Raw genomic sequence first — 16,708 nt, 5'->3', positions numbered from 1 at the left:
AACCCGGAAGTTAAGCTTCTCTGCGCCGATGGTACTGCACTCGGGAGGGTGTGGGAGAGTAGGTCACCGCCGGACAATTTTCATATGGGAAGGGCCCCGACAGTTTCTGTCGGGGCCTTTCCTTGTTTATGAGGGCTTCGAGGCTTCGGTCTTGGGGGCTTTTCTTGTGGGTGAGCCCTGAGGCTACAGCTTCGGGCCTTTTTTGTTTATGGGGGTTTCGAGGCTTCGGCCCTCGGGGCTTTTCTTGTTTTCTGGGGCCTCGGCATGCTTGCCGAGGCCCTTTTCTGTTTCAGGAGGTCGCCTCCTGGCGGAGTACGAAGACGCCCCAGCCCAGATACTCCCGCCCGTACTCCAGATGTGAACGCCTGGCCGTCGTCAGGAACTCACGCATGGCGTCGGCGTCGGGATCTCCGGGGTTGGCGCGAAGCCAGTCGCTTATCGTCCACCACTGGCTCGCCACGTACCGATCCCAGCTGTCCGGGCTGGCCAGCACCATTTCCAGCAGCTCGAATCCCGCCTGCTCGAAACGCTCTCCCGTACCGGAAAGAGAGGTGAAGGTATCCTCCTCCAGAGAGAGGGCCCGCACCGCTTCGGGCGGGGGCGGGGCCGTCCAGTAGCACTCTCCCACCAGGGCGAGCCCGTCACGGCGGAGGGGGCGGCGCATCAGGTCGAGGGTGCCGGAAAGGCCGCCGCCGATCCAGGTCGCGCCGATGCAGGACACGATGTCGAACGCTTCCGGTTCGGCGTCGTATGTGCCGGCGTCCGCTTCGACGAACTGTACGCGGTCGGCGACCTCCAGTTCACCGGCGCGATCTCTCGCCGCTTCCAGGAACACCTTGCTGATGTCGACGCCGATGCCCTGATGGCCGTAACGGGCGGACCAGCGATTCAACATTTCGCCCTTGCCGCACGCCAGGTCGAGTTGCCGCGTTCCCGCGTCGACACGGCAGATCTCGCCCAGCAGATCGAGCTTGTCATCGGTGAGCGGATTGAGTATGCGGTGACGGGCTTCGGCTATTTCATGGAAGCGCAGAGACATGGGGTCAGTCTCACGGAAGCTGTCTCGGCCCTGCCACTCAATATGCAGGTCACTCGGATGACCGGCGGCTTCGGGTCGGCCGTGCGGGTTCCGGACATGCCCCGGCTTGCTAGGCTGGGGGAGTACCGGGCCACCCCAACCACGGGTGGCCTTCGTCGCGTAAGGCCCGGGATGGGCGGCGACCAGCCACGGCGGGCCCGTACGGGTAATAGAGGCTCGCTGAGTGAGCCAACGAAATGGACCAGAAGTGAACAGAGATAGCGGATCGGACGGCGAGCAGCGCGGGCGCGGCGATAACGGGGGCGAGCGCTCGCATGGCGACAGGAACGGCGGATCCGGTTCCCGCGGGCGCGACGATCGAGACCGTCCGTTCCGTTCAGGCGGCGACAGGCGTTCCTATCAGGACCGAGGCCGGGAAGGCCAGGGGCGGGGCGAAGGCGGTAGCGGCCGGCCGTTCCGCGACCGCGACGATCGCGGGCCGCGCGGCGCCGGGGGTTACCGGGATCGCCGTGAGGGCGACGACCGCCGTTCCTATCGGGATCGTGACGAAGGTCGTCCTTCCGGAGATCGTGGCGAGAGCCGGCCGTACCGGGACCGTGATGACCGCGGTCCTCGGCAGGAGCGTGGTTACAGCGGCGAGCGCCGGTCGTTCCGGGATCGGGACGACCGTGGCCCGCGTGGTGAGGGCGACCGTCGTCCCTTCCGTGATCGGGACGACCGCGGCTCCCAGCGTGGCCCGTCAAGGGACAGAGACGAACGTCGGCCCTACCAGGACCGGGGGGATCGTCCGTCCTATCAGGATCGTGGGGAGCGTCGGCCGTACCAAGATCGTGGGGACCGTCCCTCTTACCAGGACCGTGGCGAGCGTCGCCCCTATCAGGACCGGGGAGACCGCCCGTCCTACCAGGACCGGGGTGACCGTCGGCCGCACCAGGATCGTGGGGACCGTCCGTCCTATCAGGATCGTGGGGAGCGTCGGCCGTACCAAGATCGTGGGGACCGCCCGTCCTACCAGGACCGTGGCGAGCGTCGCCCTTACCAGAACCGGGGGGATCGTCCGTCCCATCAGGATCGTGGGGAGCGTCGGCCCTATCAGGACCGGGGTGACCGTCCCTCCTACCAGGACCGAGGCGAGCGTCGGCCCTATCAGGACCGTGGGGACCGTCGGCCGGATCAGGATCGTGGCGAGCGTCGCCCTTACCAGGACCGTGGGGATCGTCCGTCCTACCAGGATCGTGGGGAGCGTCGGCCCTATCAGGACCGGGGTGACCGTCCCTCCTACCAGGACCGAGGCGAGCGTCGGCCCTACCAAGACCGTGGGGACCGTCGGCCGGATCAGGATCGTGGCGAGCGTCGCCCCTATCAGGACCGGGGTGACCGCCCGTCCTATCAGGATCGTGGGGAGCGTCGCCCGTACCGCGATCGGGACGAGAGTCGTCCTCCCAGGGATCGTGATGAGCGTCGTCCGTACCGGGATCGCGACGATCGCGGCTCCAGGAGCGAGGGTGAGCGCCGTCCCTTCAGGGATCGCGACGATCGCGGACCCCGGCGTGACGACCGTGGCCCGCGCCGTGAGGGGGGCTCGCGTCCGTTCTCGCGGGAGGAGCGGCCTGGCACTCGCGCCCGCTTCGGCAGGGACGACCGCGAGGGTGACCGGCCGCAGCGCGAGCCGCTGCCTGAGGTCGCGCCCGACATCAGCGCCGACGACCTCGACAAGGAGGTGCGCGAGGAGCTGCGGTCCCTGCCCACGGATCTTGCCGAGCTGGTGGGCCGGCACCTCCTCGCCGCCGAGCGCGCCCTCGAAGAGGACGATCCCGACAAGGCTCACGAACACACCAAGGTGGCGCGCAGGTTCGCGGCCAGGATCGGTGTCGTACGGGAGGCGGCCGGCATCGTCGCGTACCGGGCCGGACACTTCAGCGAGGCGTTGAGCGATCTGCGCGCGGCCAGGAGGATGACCGGTTCGGAGGCGTACCTGCCCGTCATGGCGGACTGCGAGCGCGGGATGGGACGTCCGGAACGGGCGCTCGACCTGGTGCGCTCGCCGGAGGCCGAGCGGCTTGACCGGGCCGGGCGGATCGAGCTGACGATCGTGGAGTCGGGGGCGCGTCGCGATCTCGGCCAGCACGACGCGGCGGTCATCACGCTCCAGCGGCTTCCGGAGCTGCGCGACCCGCAGCCCCGTCCGTGGTCGGCGCGCCTGGCGTTCGCGTACGCCGACGCGCTGGAGGAAGCGGGACACCACGACGCGGCGGTGGACTGGTTCGGCAGGGCGGTGGCGTTCGACGAGGACGGCGAGACGGACGCCGCCGAGCGGTACGCCGAGCTGACCGGCGCGACGATCGAGGACGTCGAGGAAGGCTACGACGAGGACTTCGTGTCCCCGGGGGACGCCGCTTCCGAGGCATCCACGGAGGCCGGCGGCGAAGGCGAACCGGAAGCTCGTGACGCCGGACCGGCCGCGCAGGATGCCGGCAAGGCCGGCAGCGAGGCGGAGCCGGACGCGCCGCGTGCTGAAGAGGCCGACCATGACGCCGAGCAGGGCAGGTCGTCCGAGCGGCCCGGCGCGGACAACCGCCGTGAGCAGGCCGAGAGCGTCCCGGCTGCGTCGCCTGAGCAGTCCGGGGACGACAGCGACTCGGCCACGTCCCCCGAGCAGGCTCGGGGGGAGGCAGGTACGTCGGCCGAGCGGGCTGAGGGCGAGAGCGACGCGGCCACGTCGCCGGGGCAGCCTCGGGAGGCGGGTACGTCTGCCGAGCGCGCCGGGGACGAGAGTGTCGCTACGTCGCCTGAGCGGGCTGAGGGTGAGAGCACCTCGGCCATGTCGCCCGGGCGGGCTCGGGAGGAGGCGGGTACGTCGCCTGAGCAGGCCGGGGGCGCGTCGTCCAAGCGAACCGGCGGGGCGGCACGACCCGGTCAGACGGGCGAGCCCGTAGCGGGCGAGCCGGACGCACCGACGGATGCCGAGCACGGAAAGCAGGGCGGCGCTTCATCGGTGCCGATCTCCCCGTCCTTCATCGAGCCGGACTTCGGTGACCATGCTGGGGACGAACCCGGCAAGCAGTCCGAGTAGGTGACGTTCTCGGGTACGCACTCCCGTTCTGGCGAGTGCGTACCCGAGGTCGCGTTCACGGGGAGACGCGGTCCAGCCAGTGGAGGATGCCGGCGACGTTCGACGGGGCGCCGCTGAGCAGCTCGAACTGCTCGGCCGTCTCGTCGTCGCCGACCAGCGCCTGGTAGCGCTCTCTGGTACGGTCCCGCACCATGGCCACGGCGTGGTCCAGGTCCAAGCCTTCGGCGTGGGCCTGGCGGGTGAGGTCCACCCAGATGCGCAGCTCCTCAGCGGATCGGTCGAGCGTGTCGCGTACCGCGTCGACCGGCCCGTAATGGCTGAACAGCAGCCGTTGTGGCTGCAATGCCTGGAACAGGGCGATCGAGTCGAGGGCGGTCTGCAGGTCGAAGTCCGGAGGCGGGGTGGCCGGGCGGAGATCGCCGGTCTGCGGCAGATAGACGCCCGCGGCGTCGCCGACATACAGGTCACCGGTGGCGGAGTCGATCAGCCCTACGTGGTGCTTGGCATGGCCGGGAGAGTAGTGGCTGCTCAGCGTCCTGCCGTTGCCGAGGTCGATGGCGCCGGTGTCGCCGAGGGCGACGATGCGTTCGGCCTCGGTGGGGGAGAGCTCGCCGAACAGCGTGTCCAGGCGGTCTCCCCACACCATTCTGGCGCTGGCCATCAGCCTGGCCGGTTCGGCCAGATGCCGGGCGCCCTTCTCGTGCACGACGACCTGCGCGGACGGGAAGAACTTGGCGATGTCTCCCACCCCGCCCGCGTGGTCGAGATGAATGTGCGTGACCACGACGGTGGCCAGATCGTCCGGGCCGACGCCCAGCGACGCGAGCGCGTCACGCACGACGGGGGCCGAGGTGGATGTCCCCGTTTCGACCAGGCAGGGACGATCACCCAGGATGAGGTAACCGGCGGTGATACCTGAGTATCCGGCCATCTTCGTGTCGATCTCATAGACGTCGCCGCCCAGGGCGGTGATGTTGTCCACAGGCACTCCAGAGCCGTGTCCGCTATCCCCAGAACGGCGTTCGAGCCGAACTGGACTTCCTCACATCGTAGAGAGTGATCTCCACCCGATCACCAATGGGAGGACGACAGTGGACCGCAACGAGGTCTTGCTGGTGGGACGGCTGTCCGCGGCAGTCGAAGACCGGAGTCTGCCGAGCGGCGACACCATGACGAAGTGGCGGCTGCTGGTGCGCCGCCGCAGGCACAGGCGGGACGGCATGGTCACCGACAGCATTCCGTGCGTCAGCTTCAACCAGGAGGTGGCCGACGTCCTCCACACTCTCCGACCCCGTGACGCCATGGAGGTCAGCGGTGCCTTCCGTTGCCGTGTCTTCGGTCCGGCGTCGGGCAAGGTCTGGGCCTACGAGGTCGAGGTGGCCACGGTCAGGGTCATCGAGGCCGACCCCCTCCCGGCGGGCGAGCCCGGCGAACCGCCGGTCCCTTCCGCGCCCCGCCCGGTCGCCGTCCTCGCCGCGGCGGGCTGACGCCGGGCGGTCCGTTCGGCGCGCCGTCCGTGATGGGCGGTCCGCTCGGCGGGCCGTCCGTGACGGGCCGGTGCTCTCCGCCGTCGGTGCTCGTGACGGGGGAGAACGGTCAGCGGATGGCGAAGGTTCGCAGGACCAGGCCCGTGCGGGGCTTGGGGCCGAAGGAGGTCGACTTGCGCGGCACCCGCTCGCCGCCCGACGCCACCGCGAGGACGTCGGCGACGTCCAGCGGCCTGAGGATCACGGCGGTGCCACCCGTGGCGGCGGCGAGCTGCACGGCGGCGTGCGGGTCGTGGTGCACGATCCGCACCGTCTCCTCGTCGTCGCGCAGGCCCCACACCTTGGGCAGGACGAACTCGGTGAGGATGGAGGTGTTCAGCGAGTTCCACCGGGCCGAGCGGTCCGCCGGCATGGCCTGCGCGAGCTGCAGCGGGTCGGGGCTGGTGAGGAGGTGCGCGCCGTTCTCGCAGGCCAGCAGGAAGGCCGGGCCTTCGGTGTGGTGGAGCGCGTGGAGGCCCTCGTCGAGGTCGCTGAGATCCTGTACGCGCCACGAGCCCTTGGCCCTGGCCACCGCCTCCTCAAGCGGGAGCCCGGGGATGACGCGATGGATGGCCTTGAGGTCGGGCGGGTACGCGTCGGTGTCCACGAGCAACGCCAGGCCGAAGTCCCACGGGCTCCGCTTGACCTGCTCCGAGTCCTGAGCGCCTCGGCCGTCGTCCTCACGGCCGTTCGAGGGGATCCCGTCCTGGGCGGGGTGGCCGGGTCCGGTGGGTTCGGCGTGCAGGGCGTGTTCGCGGCGCTGGAGCATGCGGTACGTCGCGTACCTGTGATGGCCGTCGGCGATGAGGGCCTGGCGGGGATGGAGGTCGGCGTTGACGGCGGCTATCTCCGCGTCGTCGGTGACCGCCCAGAGCCGGTGGGTGAGGCCGTCCTCGGTGTGCGCGGTGACCAGGGGCTCGCGGTGGGTGGCCACCTCGTCCACGAGGCGGGTCGCCGCGCCGTCCTGGCCGTTGTAGAGGAGGAAGATGGGTTCGAGGTTGGCCTGGGTGGTGCTCATGAGGGCCAGGCGGTCGGTGATGGGGCCGGGTAGCACGTCCTCGTGCGGCAGGATGATGCGCTGCGCCGGATCCGGGAGGCAGACGTCGCCGATGATGCCGCGCTGCAGCACCCCTGGGCCTCGCTGCTCGTACACGTAGAGCGCCGGCTGCTCGTCGGGGACGAGGACACCGGATGCGAGCCACGCTTCCAGCGTTCGTCTCGCCTCCTGATACCTGGAATTGGGCGAGACTTGGATCCGGCTTTGGGAGGAAACGAGAGGAATGTCAGAGTTAATGGTGTTCTGGTCTGTAGGGGTAGAGGGATCGGAAGGGGGCTTCTGAGCATCAGTGCCGGGTCTGCCGGGAACGATGAGACGGACGACGTTGTTGGGATGAGCGTCCAGCAGGGCGCTCACATCGCCGTCGGAGATCAGGTCGTAAGGCGGGGAGGTCACCTTGGCGGGATCGTCTACGGCGAAGCGGACGCCCCGGAACGGGCGAAGGATCAGCCCGTCCGGTATCGGCAGTTCAGAATTCCCCATACCGGGCATGTTGCCATAAACGCCCGAGTCTTCCCGTAGTCGCCTCAATGCCCCGCTGGGATCCGATTCCGTAACTCCGTCGTATGCCGATGTAGGAGGGCTCACGCATGATGGAAGGTGCCGACGGCCGCGCAGATTCCCCCGGCACCCCCCAGGGTGACGTGTACGACTGGTACCAGCGGGGTGTGAAGCTCTTGAAGGAGGGCAGCCCCGCAGCCGCCGCCGCGCTGCTGGAGCGTGCCGCCGACGCGGAGCCGGATTCGCGCAGCATCAGGGAGGCGCTGGCACGGGCCCAGTTCAACTCCCGCCGGTACGCGGAAGCGGCCAGCAGTTTCCAGTGGATCGTGGACGACAACCCGACGGAGGATTACGCGTACTTCGGGTTGGGGCTGTCGCTGTGGCGGACCGGCGACATCGAGGCGGCCCAGGAGCCGCTGGCGATCGCCGTCGCCATGCGGCCCGACGACCGCAACTACGTGTCGGCGTTGCGCAGCGTCCGGGCCACCTTAAAGGCCCGGAGGGACATGTGAGGCGCGGCTGCCGTCACGGAGGGCTGATCACGTACTGGAGTATGCCGTCCGCACCGCCCCTGGGCACGGCGCCCAGGCGCCGGGCCAGGCGCTGGGAGGCGACGTTGCCCTCGTCGGTCTCCAGCAGGATCTCCTTGAGGCCCGCTCGCCGGCCCGTCTCCAGGACGGCGAGGGCGGCCTCGGTGGCCAGGCCGGAGCCCCAGCGGGCGGGTTCGAGGCTGTAGACGATCTCCACCTGGCCGCTGTCGTGCCGGCGAAGGCCGCACACGCCGACGAGCTCGTCCCGTAGGTATGCCTTCCACAGGCCGTACCCGTGTTCGGTAAAGTCGTCAGCGCTGTCGGCGAGGAGCGTGGCGGCGAGTTCGGCGGAGACCTCCCGGTCGTCGAACAGGTACCGCCTCACTTCCGGCTGGTTCCAGTGCGCGACCAGGATGTCCAGGTCGGCCTGACCGGCCGGGAGTAGTTCCAGCCGGTTGGTACGAAGAACCGTCACACCATCCAGGAAACACGTGTCATCGCCGTCACGCAGCCCGTTAGAGCTCCTGTCGCTGCATGACGGCCTCTCCAGGGGAACTCGCCACCGGGGATGAGTGCACCGTTCGGCGTGCGGCCTCGGCGGGTCGGACGTGACTGACGGTAAGAGCAGCGCGCCTCGCGGCACTGTCCACGGCAGATCTGCAGGGTGTCTGCATGGCGGGTCTAGGCGGTGAGTCTGGGTGGCGGGTCTGCGAGATGCGTCTGGGCGGTGAGTCTGGGTGGCGGCTCTGCGCGGTGCGTCTGTGCGGCGGCTCTGCGTGGCGGCTCTGAGCGAGTGGGTCCGCGTGACAGGTTTTCGTGGCGGGTCCGCGTGGCGGGTCCGCGCGGCGGTCCACGTGACAGGTCTGTGCGGTGCGTCTGCATGTCGGATCAGCGTGGCGGATCTCCAAAGTGGATCTGTACGGAGATCCCTCACAGCGGTCTCCCGGGTGGGGTTCCACTGCGGGACCTGGGGTGTTGTGTGTCGACCTCTGAGTCGGTCGTGGAGTGGGGCCGGCAGCAGATCTCCACGGTGGGTCTCCCGAGGCGGGGCTCGACGGCGTCGCATGGGCCTGTGGGCGGTCTCATGTGGTTCTGGGCGTCCGGTGGCAGGAGCTCTGCGGCCGTGGTCTTGGGCAGCCGGTCGGGGTGGCAGGTGTGCGGGAATGGGATTCACGGGGATACGGGAACGGGACCCGCGGGGGGAAGGGGATTCGCGGGGGTATGGGCGCGGACGTGGCGGTGGGGCGGCGGGCTAGAGTCTCACAGGATGTGAGCCGGAGACGGAAAGAGGCGCGGTGCTGATCGACGGTTACGACACCCTGCTGCTCGACCTCGATGGCGTCGTGTACCTAGGGCCGCGGGCCGTGCGCGGCGCGGCCGAGGCGCTGGAGGAGGCGGGGCGGCGCGGGGTGAGGCTGGCGTATGTGACGAACAACGCCTCCAGGACGCCTGCCGCCATCGCCGCCCATCTGCGGGAGCTGAGGGTTCCCGCCGAGCGGGACGACGTGGTGACGTCGGCGCAGGCGGCGGCGCGGGTGGTGGCCGAGCGGGTGCCGGCGGGGGCGAAGGTGCTGGTCGTCGGCGGGGCCGGGCTGCGGATGGCCGTGCGCGGGCAGGGGCTGAGGCCCGTCACGGCGGCGGCCGAGGGGCCCGCGGCCGTGGTCCAGGGGATGTGGGCGGGGCTGTCGTACGGGCTGCTGGCCGAAGGGGCGCTGGCGGTGCGGCAGGGGGCGCTGTTCGTGGCCGCCAACCGCGACTCGACCATGCCCACCGGGCGCGGCGAGGTGCCGGGCAACGGGGCGATGTCGCGGGTGATCGCGTCGGCGACCGGGGTGGAGCCGCTCTACGCGGGGAAGCCTGATCCGCCGCTGCACCGGGAGTCGATGATCCGTACGGGGGCGCGGCGGCCGCTGGTGGTCGGCGACCGGCTCGACACCGACATCGAGGGGGCGCGGAACGCGGGCGTCGACGGGCTGCTGGTGTTCACGGGGGTGGCCAAGCCGCTCGACGTGCTCACCGCGCCGCCGCACCAGCGGCCGACGTACGTGGCAGAGGATCTGTCCGGCCTGCTGGCCCCGTACCCGGAAGTGCGGGACGGGGCGTGCGGCGGGTGGCGGGCCCGCTGGGTGGACGGGACGCTGCGGCTCGACGGCGACGGGAGCCGGATCGACGGGCTGAGGGCGGCGTGCGACGCGGCGTGGGCGGCGGCGGGGGACAGCCCCGCCGAGGAGGACGCGGTCAAGCCGGTGCTCGATCGGATCGGCTGATCCGGTGCTCGGGACGATCGGCTGATCCGGTGATCGGCGGAGGGCGCGACCCGGACCGGCCACGCCGCCTGCGGTGAGCGGGCGGGCGGCTCGGTCAGAGGAGCCGGCGCAGGCGGAGCAGGTCGCCGAAGCTGGCGTCGATCCTCACCCGGCCGCCGAGCAGCGCACGGGCCAGATCCAGCTCTCCGTCGACCAGCGCCACGAGGTCGTCGCTGACGATCGTCAGCTTCACGTCGGCCGGCCTGCCGTCGGCCGGCGGCGCCTCCAGGAACGGGTCCAGGCCCCCGTGGTGCAGGCGTCCGTGGAAGGTCACGTCGAGATCGGAGACGCGGCAGCTGACCGTGCGCTCGACCACATGCCTGGCACGGTCCTCCTCGTCGATCTCGTCGAACTGCGCGACGAGCTTGACCAGTGCCGCCCGGCACTCCTCGACGCTTGCCATGATCGCTCCCTTTCTACTTCCTTTACGGTCGGTAGCGTTCCACACCGAGCGCCCCGTATGACCCTTCAACGCGTGACACGCCTGCCAAGGTCCCGCGCGCTCGCCCGAGGCGTTACCGTCGAGTCATGAGTGAGCTGCCAGAGGAGACCGGCGACGCGCGGGTCGACGCGGTCCTCGCCGGGCTGGGCCGGCTGTCGGGCCTGCCGGTGAGCGATCACGTGGCGGTGTTCGAAGAGGCGTTCTCCGGGCTGGAGGCCGCGCTGGGCGCCGTGGACGCCCAGTGAGCCGCAGAGTCCGGCTCGACAGCGAGCTCGTGCGGCGCGGGCTCGCCCGCTCCCGGGAGCAGGCGGTCCAGCTCATCGAGGCGGGCCGCGTCACCGTGGGCGGACGGCGGGCGGCCAAGCCGGCCACCCAGGTCGACACCGCCGCCGCCGTCGTCGTCGCCGAGTCCCAGGACGGCCCCGACTACGTCTCGCGCGGCGCCCACAAGCTCATCGGGGCGCTCGACACGTTCGGGAGCCTCACCGTCGAAGGGCGGCGCTGCCTCGACGCCGGCGCGTCCACCGGCGGGTTCACCGACGTGCTGCTGCGCCGCGGCGCGGCGCACGTGCTCGCCGTCGACGTCGGCTACGGCCAGCTCGCCTGGTCGCTGCGCACCGACGAGCGGGTCACGGTGATGGAGCGGGTCAACGTCCGCGACCTCACTCCGGATCTCGTCGGCGAGCCGCCCACGCTGGTCGTCGGCGACCTGTCGTTCATCTCGCTGCGGCTCGTGCTGCCCGCGCTGGCCGCCGTCGCGGCGCCGCGGGCCGACTTCGTGATGCTGGTCAAGCCGCAGTTCGAGGTGGGCAAGGACCTCGTCGGCGCGGGCGGGGTGGTGCGCGACCCCGAGCTGCGGGCGGGGGCCGTGCGCGCGGCCGCGGCCGAGGCGGCGCGGCTGGGGCTGGCCGTGCGCGGCGTCACCTACAGCCCGCTGCCCGGGCCGTCGGGCAACGTCGAGTACCTGCTGTGGTTGGGCAAGGGGGAGGGCGAGCCGCCGGTCGCCGACCTCGAGCACGAGATCCGGCGGGCCGTCGCGGAAGGGCCGCAATGAACCGGACCGTCCTGGTCACCGTCCACACCGGCCGCGAGGCCGCCGTCGAGAGCGCCCGCCTGGTCATCCGGCGGCTGCTCGACGCGGGCCTGCGCGTACGGGTCCTCGACGTGGAGGCCGGCGAGGTCGGCGCGAAAGGCGTGGAGGTGGTGCCCGCGGAGCCGAGCGCCGCCAAGGATGCCGAGGTGATGATCGTGCTCGGCGGTGACGGGTCGCTGCTGCGCTCGGCCGAACTGGCCAGGCCGACCCGCACCCCGCTGCTCGGCGTGAACCTGGGCCACGTCGGGTTCCTCGCCGAGGCCGAGGTCGCCGACCTGGACGACGCCGTCGACGACGTGGTCGCCGGCCGCTACGACGTCGAGGAACGCATGACCATCGACGTGCTGGCCCGCCAGAACGGCAACGTCATCGCCGACACCTGGGCGCTCAACGAGGTCACCGTCGAGAAGCAGGAGCGCATGCTGGAGGTGGTGGCGGAGATCGACGGGCGGCCGCTGTCACGCTGGGGCTGCGACGGCGTGATCTGCGCCACCCCGACCGGGTCCACCGCCTACGCGTTCTCCGCCGGTGGGCCCGTGGTCTGGCCGGAGGTCGAGGCGCTGCTCATGGTCCCGATCAGCGCCCACGCCCTGTTCGCCCGGCCGCTCGTCATCTCGCCGCGCTCCACGGTCGCCGTCGAGATCCTGCCCGACACCCCGGGCGGGGTGCTGTCGTGCGACGGCCGCCGCCGCTTCGACCTGCCCTCCGGCAGCCGCGTCGAGGTGCGGCGCGGCGCCGAGCCGGTGCTGCTGGCCCGGCTGCACGGCGTCGAGAGCACCGGCGCCCCCTTCACCGACAGGCTGGTCGCCAAGTTCGAACTACCTGTGCAGGGCTGGCGTGGGAGGGTGCGACCCTGAATGAATTGAAGGGCCGAACACGTAGGATCGCATACGCACACGTGTTCGGGCCGCGGCGCGGTTGATCGTATTCTCGCAAGTGACGGGAGTGGGCAGTGCGACCAAGGGTCGAGGAGGTCCGCATCCAGGGGCTCGGTGTCATCGATGAGGCCGTGCTGGAGCTATCGCCGGGCTTCAACGTGGTGACCGGCGAGACCGGCGCTGGCAAGACGATGGTCGTCACCGGCCTCGGGCTGCTGTTCGGCGGCCGGGCCGACCCGTCCCGTATCAGACCGGGCGCCGACAAGGCCACCGTCGAGGGCACGCTCGTCATCGAGCCGGGCGGCCGCGTGTCCCAGCAGGTCGAGGACATCGGCGGCCAGGCCGAGGACGGCGAGCTGATCATCTCTCGGACGGTCTCCGCCGAGGGCCGCTCGCGTGCCTGGCTCGGCGGCCGCTCCGTGCCCGTCGGCACGCTGACCTACCTCGCCGACGACCTGGTGGCCGTGCACGGCCAGATGGACCAGCAGCGGCTGCTCCAGCCCGCCAGGCAGCGCGCCGCGCTCGACCGCTACGCCGGCAACGACCTGGTCAAGCCCCTGCGGGCCTACCAGCAGGCCTACAAGCGCCACAAGCAGGTCGGCGCGCAGGTCGAGGAGCTGACCACCAGGGCCAGGGAGCGCGCGCAGGAGGCCGACCTGCTCAGGTTCGGCCTGGAGGAGGTCGAGAAGGTCGACCCCAAGCCCGGCGAGGACGCCGCGCTGCGCGAGGAGGAGGAGCGGCTCTCCCACGCCGACGCCCTCCGCACCGCCGCGACCGGCGCCCACACCGCGCTGCTCGGCGACCCCATGGAGGCGGCCGACGGCGGCGCCCACGACGTGATCTCGCTGCTCGGCGAGGCCCGCGCGGCCGTCGAAGCGGTCCGCGACTACGATCCCGCGCTGGCCGCCGTCGCCGACCGGCTGGCCGAGGCCGGCTACCTGATCTCCGACGTGGCCACCGACCTGGCCTCCTACGCCGAGTCGGTCGAATCCGACCCCGCCCGGCTGGCCGCCGTCCAGGAGCGCAGGTCCGTGCTCACCGGCCTCATCCGCAAGTACGGCGAGGACAGCGCCGCGGTGCTGGCCTGGGCGCAGCAGGCGGCCGCCCGGCTGGCCGAGCTGGAAGGCGACGACGACCGCGTCGGCGAGCTCACCCGCGAGTACGACGAGCTGACCGAACGGCTGACCGAGCTGGCCGGCGAGCTGACCCGGGTGCGCGAGGCCGCCGCCGAGCGCTTCGGCAAGGCCGTCACCGAGGAGCTGACCGCGCTGGCGATGCCGCACGCCCGGGTCGTCGTCCAGCTCGCCAGGGCCGCCGAGTTCGGCCCCGACGGGGTCGACGAGGTGGAGCTGCGCATGGCGGCCCACCCCGCCGCGCCGCCGCTGCCGCTCAACAAGGGCGCCTCCGGCGGTGAGCTGAGCCGGGTGATGCTCGCCATCGAGGTCGTGTTCGCCGGCGCGGACCCGGTGCCCACGTTCGTCTTCGACGAGGTCGACGCGGGGGTGGGCGGCAAGGCCGCGGTGGAGATCGGGCGCAGGCTGGCCAGACTGGCGCGCACCGCCCAGGTGGTCGTCGTCACCCACCTGCCGCAGGTCGCCGCCTTCGCCGACCAGCACCTGGTGGTGGAGAAGGCCGGCGACGGCAGCGTGGTGCGCAGCGGCGTCGTCACGCTCGACCACGAAGGGCGGGTGCGCGAGCTGTCGCGCATGCTGGCCGGCTTGGAGGACTCCGAACTGGGCAGAGCGCATGCAGAAGAACTTCTAGGGTTGGCGGCGGCCGACAGGTGATTCCGTGTGACATAGCGGACACGCCCGGTCATGCATGGCCTCCCCGGTCTTTTGCTCTGGCAGGATGGTCTTGATGAAGGTTCCGGGGAACAGGATGCCGGGCCTCCGCGCGAAGAAGGCCAACGACCTTCCCGGCGTCACCGGTGTGGCGAGGATCGACCGGCGGACCAAGAGGCTCACCAAGCGCCTCCAGCCCGGCGAGATCGCCATCATCGACCACGTCGACGTCGATCGGGTCAGCGCGGAGGCCCTTGTGGCGTGCGGAGCGGCGGGCGTGGTCAACATCGCCGCCGGCATCAGCGGCCGCTATCCCAACCTGGGCCCCCAGATCATCGCCGAGGCCGGCATCCCGTTCGTCGACAATGCCAGCCAGGAGCTGTTCGAGCGGGTCAAGGACGGCGCCGTCGTCCGGCTCCACGAGGGCATCGTCTACCTGGATGACGAGGTCGTCGGCAAGGGCGAGGAGCAGACGGCCGAGTCCATCGAGGCGGCCATGGCCGAGGCCCGCGCCGGGCTGGCCGTGCAGATCGAGGCGTTCGCCGTCAACACGATGGAGTACGTCCGCGGCGAGGGCAAGCTGCTCATCGACGGCGTGGGCGTGCCCGACATCCGCACCAAGATCGAGGGCAGGCACGCGCTCATCGTGGTCCGCGGCTACCACTACAAGGAAGACATCGCCACCCTCCGCCCCTACCTGCGCGAGTACCGTCCCGTGCTGATCGGCGTCGACGGCGGCGCCGACGCGCTGCTGGAGGCGGGCTACCTGCCCGACGTCATCGTCGGCGACTTCGACTCGGTCTCCGCCAAGGCGCTCACCTGCGGCGCCGAGCTGATCGTGCACGCCTATCGCGACGGCCGGGCGCCCGGCCTGGAGCGGGTCCACCAGCTCGGCCAGGAGGCGGTCGTCTTCCCGTCGACCGGCACCAGCGAGGACATCGCCATGCTGCTGGCCGACGAGAAGGGCGCCGAGTTGATCGTCGCCGTCGGCACCCACGGCACGCTGGAGGAGTTCCTCGACAAGGGCCGCTCCGGCATGGCGAGCACGTTTCTCACCCGGCTGCGCGTCGGCAGTAGACTCGTCGACGCCAAGGGCGTCAGCATGCTCTACCGCAGTCGCATCACCACCTCCCAGCTGTTGCTCCTGGCGGCCACCGCGCTGGTCACCATGGGCGTCGCTCTCTCCGCCTCACCGCTCGGCCAGATCTGGCTGAACGGCCTGCAAGACGTCTGGAACGCGTTCATCTTCTGGTTGGTCGGGCTCTTCTCGTGATCGATTTCCGCTATCACCTCGTCTCCATCGTCGCCATCTTCCTGGCGCTGGCCGTCGGCATCGTGCTCGGCACGAACCTGCTGCAGGATCCAGCGATCAAGACGGCCAACGAGATGACGCGTCAGCTCACCCAGACCAACGAGGGGCTGCGCGGCGAACTCGACGTGATGAAGGGGCGCGAGCAGGTCCACCAGGAGTTCATCACCACCCTCACCCCGCAGCTCGTCCAGGGCGGGCTCGCCGGTGAGCAGGTGCTGCTGGTGGAGGCGCCAGGCGCGAGCTCCACCTATCGCGAGCTGACCGAGCAGGTGCTCGCCGAGGCTGGCGCGAAGGTCACCGGCCGGCTCCTGCTGCTCGACAAGTTCTTCGACCCCAAGAGCGCCGGCGTGCTCGACGGCCTGGTCAACCAGCTCAAGCCCGCCGAGATGGCCTTCCCCACCACGGCCACCGTGCACGACAAGGCCGCCACCCTGCTCGCCGCCACCCTCATGACCGCCGACCCGGCGCTGGCCGGCACCCCCAACGAGGCGACGTCCGCCGTCGTCGACGGCCTCCAGACGGGCGGGTTCATCGACGTCGACTTCATCGACGACAACGACGAGCCGCTCAACCGCGCCACGCTCGCCGTCCTCTACTCGCCCGACGCGCCGTACGAGGGGGACAACGCCGAAAGCCAGGCGGCGGCGCTCGTGTCGGTGGCGGGCGGGATCGACGCCGGCGGCAAGGGCGCCGTGATGGCCGGCGCCGCCGCGACCTCCGCCGCGCCGGGCGGCGCCATCACCGCCCTGCGCGACGACAGCGAGACCGCCAAGCGGGTCTCCAGCGTCGACAACGTCGATATGCCTGAAGGCCAGGTCGTGATCGTCTACGCTCTGCGAGAGCAAGCGACCGGGGGCGTGGGCCAGTACGGCACCGGCGCCGGAGCCACGGCGTTCCAGCCGGTGACACCCAGCCCGGCCCCGTCGTCCACCGAGTCAGGGAGCTGACATGGCCCGTGGCCTGCTCTACGCCCTCGCGGGCGCCGCGATCGGCGCCGCCGCGGCTCGTGCCGCCTACGCCGCGCTCACCCGTACGCAAGGCGGGGGCGGCGACCCCGCCAGCCGCTGGACCCGCAAGAACCACCGCGGCGAGCCCATCACGCTGCTCGAAGGGCCCGCGTTCGTGGCCTGGGCGAGCGCCGCGGCCGCGCTGGCGCCCGGCCTGCCC

The 16,708-nt window shown here is 71.0% G+C and carries 16 protein-coding genes, 1 rRNA gene and 1 pseudogene; 12 read left to right on the top strand and 6 right to left on the bottom strand.

Translation table 11 applies throughout. The annotated features are described in order from the left end of the window. A 5S ribosomal RNA gene (rrf, locus tag ABD999_RS44080) occupies window positions 1-75 on the top strand; the annotation flags it as partial. A 214-nt stretch (window positions 76-289) separates the two neighbouring features. Here rrf and ABD999_RS43620 read toward each other — a convergent pair. Beyond that, the gene (locus tag ABD999_RS43620) at window positions 290-1,039 is read right to left on the bottom strand and encodes an SAM-dependent methyltransferase (RefSeq protein WP_271279559.1); all 750 of its coding nucleotides are present in this window, start codon (window positions 1,037-1,039) and stop codon (window positions 290-292) included. Window positions 1,040-1,778: 739 nt separating this feature from the next. Further along, window positions 1,779-2,867 (bottom strand): hypothetical protein, encoded by a 1,089-nt coding sequence (locus tag ABD999_RS43615; RefSeq protein ID WP_345483292.1) that lies wholly within the window; start codon window positions 2,865-2,867, stop codon window positions 1,779-1,781. On the opposite strand from ABD999_RS43615, the gene ABD999_RS43610 reads away from it, so the two are divergent. Next, on the top strand, window positions 2,805-4,112 hold the full coding sequence (locus tag ABD999_RS43610; protein WP_345483290.1) for a hypothetical protein: 1,308 nt from the start codon (window positions 2,805-2,807) through the stop codon (window positions 4,110-4,112). The two genes, ABD999_RS43615 and ABD999_RS43610, sit on opposite strands and share 63 nt — an antisense overlap. Window positions 4,113-4,167: 55 nt before the next feature. Here the strand turns inward: ABD999_RS43610 and ABD999_RS43605 are convergent, their stop codons facing one another. Beyond that, window positions 4,168-5,094, bottom strand: a complete 927-nt coding sequence (locus ABD999_RS43605) for an MBL fold metallo-hydrolase (protein WP_271279562.1) — start codon at window positions 5,092-5,094, stop codon at window positions 4,168-4,170. Between the two features lie 109 nt (window positions 5,095-5,203). On the opposite strand from ABD999_RS43605, the gene ABD999_RS43600 reads away from it, so the two are divergent. Next, complete coding sequence (locus ABD999_RS43600) at window positions 5,204-5,599, top strand: single-stranded DNA-binding protein (RefSeq protein ID WP_271279563.1); 396 nt, start codon at window positions 5,204-5,206, stop codon at window positions 5,597-5,599. 109 nt (window positions 5,600-5,708) lie between these two features. Here the strand turns inward: ABD999_RS43600 and ABD999_RS43595 are convergent, their stop codons facing one another. Beyond that, window positions 5,709-7,187, bottom strand: a complete 1,479-nt coding sequence (locus tag ABD999_RS43595; RefSeq protein WP_271279564.1) for a DUF1015 domain-containing protein — start codon at window positions 7,185-7,187, stop codon at window positions 5,709-5,711. A gap of 98 nt (window positions 7,188-7,285) precedes the next feature. On the opposite strand from ABD999_RS43595, the gene ABD999_RS43590 reads away from it, so the two are divergent. Further along, window positions 7,286-7,708: a tetratricopeptide repeat protein gene (locus ABD999_RS43590; protein WP_148031235.1), complete on the top strand. Its 423-nt coding sequence runs from the start codon at window positions 7,286-7,288 to the stop codon at window positions 7,706-7,708. 13 nt (window positions 7,709-7,721) lie between these two features. Here ABD999_RS43590 and ABD999_RS43585 read toward each other — a convergent pair whose 3' ends face one another. After that, the gene (locus ABD999_RS43585; protein ID WP_271279565.1) at window positions 7,722-8,201 is read right to left on the bottom strand and encodes a GNAT family N-acetyltransferase; all 480 of its coding nucleotides are present in this window, start codon (window positions 8,199-8,201) and stop codon (window positions 7,722-7,724) included. An 820-nt stretch (window positions 8,202-9,021) separates the two neighbouring features. Between ABD999_RS43585 and ABD999_RS43580 the strand changes: the two genes are divergently transcribed. Continuing rightward, window positions 9,022-9,993, top strand: a complete 972-nt coding sequence (locus ABD999_RS43580) for an HAD-IIA family hydrolase (protein ID WP_271279566.1) — start codon at window positions 9,022-9,024, stop codon at window positions 9,991-9,993. A gap of 94 nt (window positions 9,994-10,087) precedes the next feature. On the opposite strand, the gene ABD999_RS43575 is transcribed toward ABD999_RS43580, so the two are convergent. Continuing rightward, a complete protein-coding gene (locus ABD999_RS43575) occupies window positions 10,088-10,435 on the bottom strand; it encodes an SCP2 sterol-binding domain-containing protein (RefSeq protein ID WP_148031238.1) in 348 nt (115 codons plus the stop codon). A 125-nt stretch (window positions 10,436-10,560) separates the two neighbouring features. Here ABD999_RS43575 and ABD999_RS43570 point away from each other — a divergent pair, with 125 nt between their 5' ends. From ABD999_RS43570 to ABD999_RS43540, 7 genes and pseudogenes are all read left to right on the top strand, one after another. Next, entirely contained in the window at window positions 10,561-10,719 is a 159-nt protein-coding gene (locus ABD999_RS43570) for a hypothetical protein (RefSeq protein ID WP_271279567.1), read from the top strand. Then, a complete protein-coding gene (locus ABD999_RS43565; RefSeq protein WP_271279568.1) occupies window positions 10,716-11,528 on the top strand; it encodes a TlyA family RNA methyltransferase in 813 nt (270 codons plus the stop codon). Before ABD999_RS43570 ends, ABD999_RS43565 begins: the two co-directional genes overlap by 4 nt. After that, a complete protein-coding gene (locus ABD999_RS43560) occupies window positions 11,525-12,424 on the top strand; it encodes an NAD kinase (RefSeq protein WP_271279569.1) in 900 nt (299 codons plus the stop codon). Before ABD999_RS43565 ends, ABD999_RS43560 begins: the two co-directional genes overlap by 4 nt. A gap of 95 nt (window positions 12,425-12,519) precedes the next feature. Further along, window positions 12,520-14,232, top strand: a complete 1,713-nt coding sequence (recN, locus tag ABD999_RS43555) for a DNA repair protein RecN (protein WP_148031241.1) — start codon at window positions 12,520-12,522, stop codon at window positions 14,230-14,232. A gap of 73 nt (window positions 14,233-14,305) precedes the next feature. Then, complete coding sequence (steA, locus tag ABD999_RS43550) at window positions 14,306-15,502, top strand: putative cytokinetic ring protein SteA (protein ID WP_271279570.1); 1,197 nt, start codon at window positions 14,306-14,308, stop codon at window positions 15,500-15,502. Beyond that, window positions 15,499-16,488: a copper transporter gene (locus ABD999_RS43545; RefSeq protein ID WP_219550049.1), complete on the top strand. Its 990-nt coding sequence runs from the start codon at window positions 15,499-15,501 to the stop codon at window positions 16,486-16,488. The genes steA and ABD999_RS43545 overlap by 4 nt, the downstream gene beginning before the upstream one ends. Before the next feature lies 1 nt (window position 16,489). After that, a pseudogene (locus ABD999_RS43540) lies at window positions 16,490-16,708 on the top strand (hypothetical protein); the annotation flags it as partial.

This window comes from Nonomuraea ferruginea, from assembly GCF_039540635.1.
Taxonomy (GTDB): Bacteria; Actinomycetota; Actinomycetes; order Streptosporangiales; family Streptosporangiaceae; genus Nonomuraea; species Nonomuraea ferruginea.
The sequence above is the reverse complement of the archived record's forward strand: the minus strand, read 5'-3'. Positions and strand labels throughout refer to the sequence as shown.

Bases quoted from the DNA above. Each gene is read 5' to 3' on its own strand.
- ABD999_RS43620 (WP_271279559.1), bottom strand. From the start codon at position 1,039: ATGTCTCTGCGCTTCCATGAAATAGCCGAAGCCCGTCACCGCATACTC.
- ABD999_RS43595 (WP_271279564.1), bottom strand. From the start codon at position 7,187: ATGCCCGGTATGGGGAATTCTGAACTGCCGATACCGGACGGGCTGATC.
- ABD999_RS43590 (WP_148031235.1), top strand. From the start codon at position 7,286: ATGATGGAAGGTGCCGACGGCCGCGCAGATTCCCCCGGCACCCCCCAG.
- ABD999_RS43575 (WP_148031238.1), bottom strand. From the start codon at position 10,435: ATGGCAAGCGTCGAGGAGTGCCGGGCGGCACTGGTCAAGCTCGTCGCG.
- ABD999_RS43570 (WP_271279567.1), top strand. From the start codon at position 10,561: ATGAGTGAGCTGCCAGAGGAGACCGGCGACGCGCGGGTCGACGCGGTC.
- ABD999_RS43560 (WP_271279569.1), top strand. From the start codon at position 11,525: ATGAACCGGACCGTCCTGGTCACCGTCCACACCGGCCGCGAGGCCGCC.
- steA (WP_271279570.1), top strand. From the start codon at position 14,306: ATGAAGGTTCCGGGGAACAGGATGCCGGGCCTCCGCGCGAAGAAGGCC.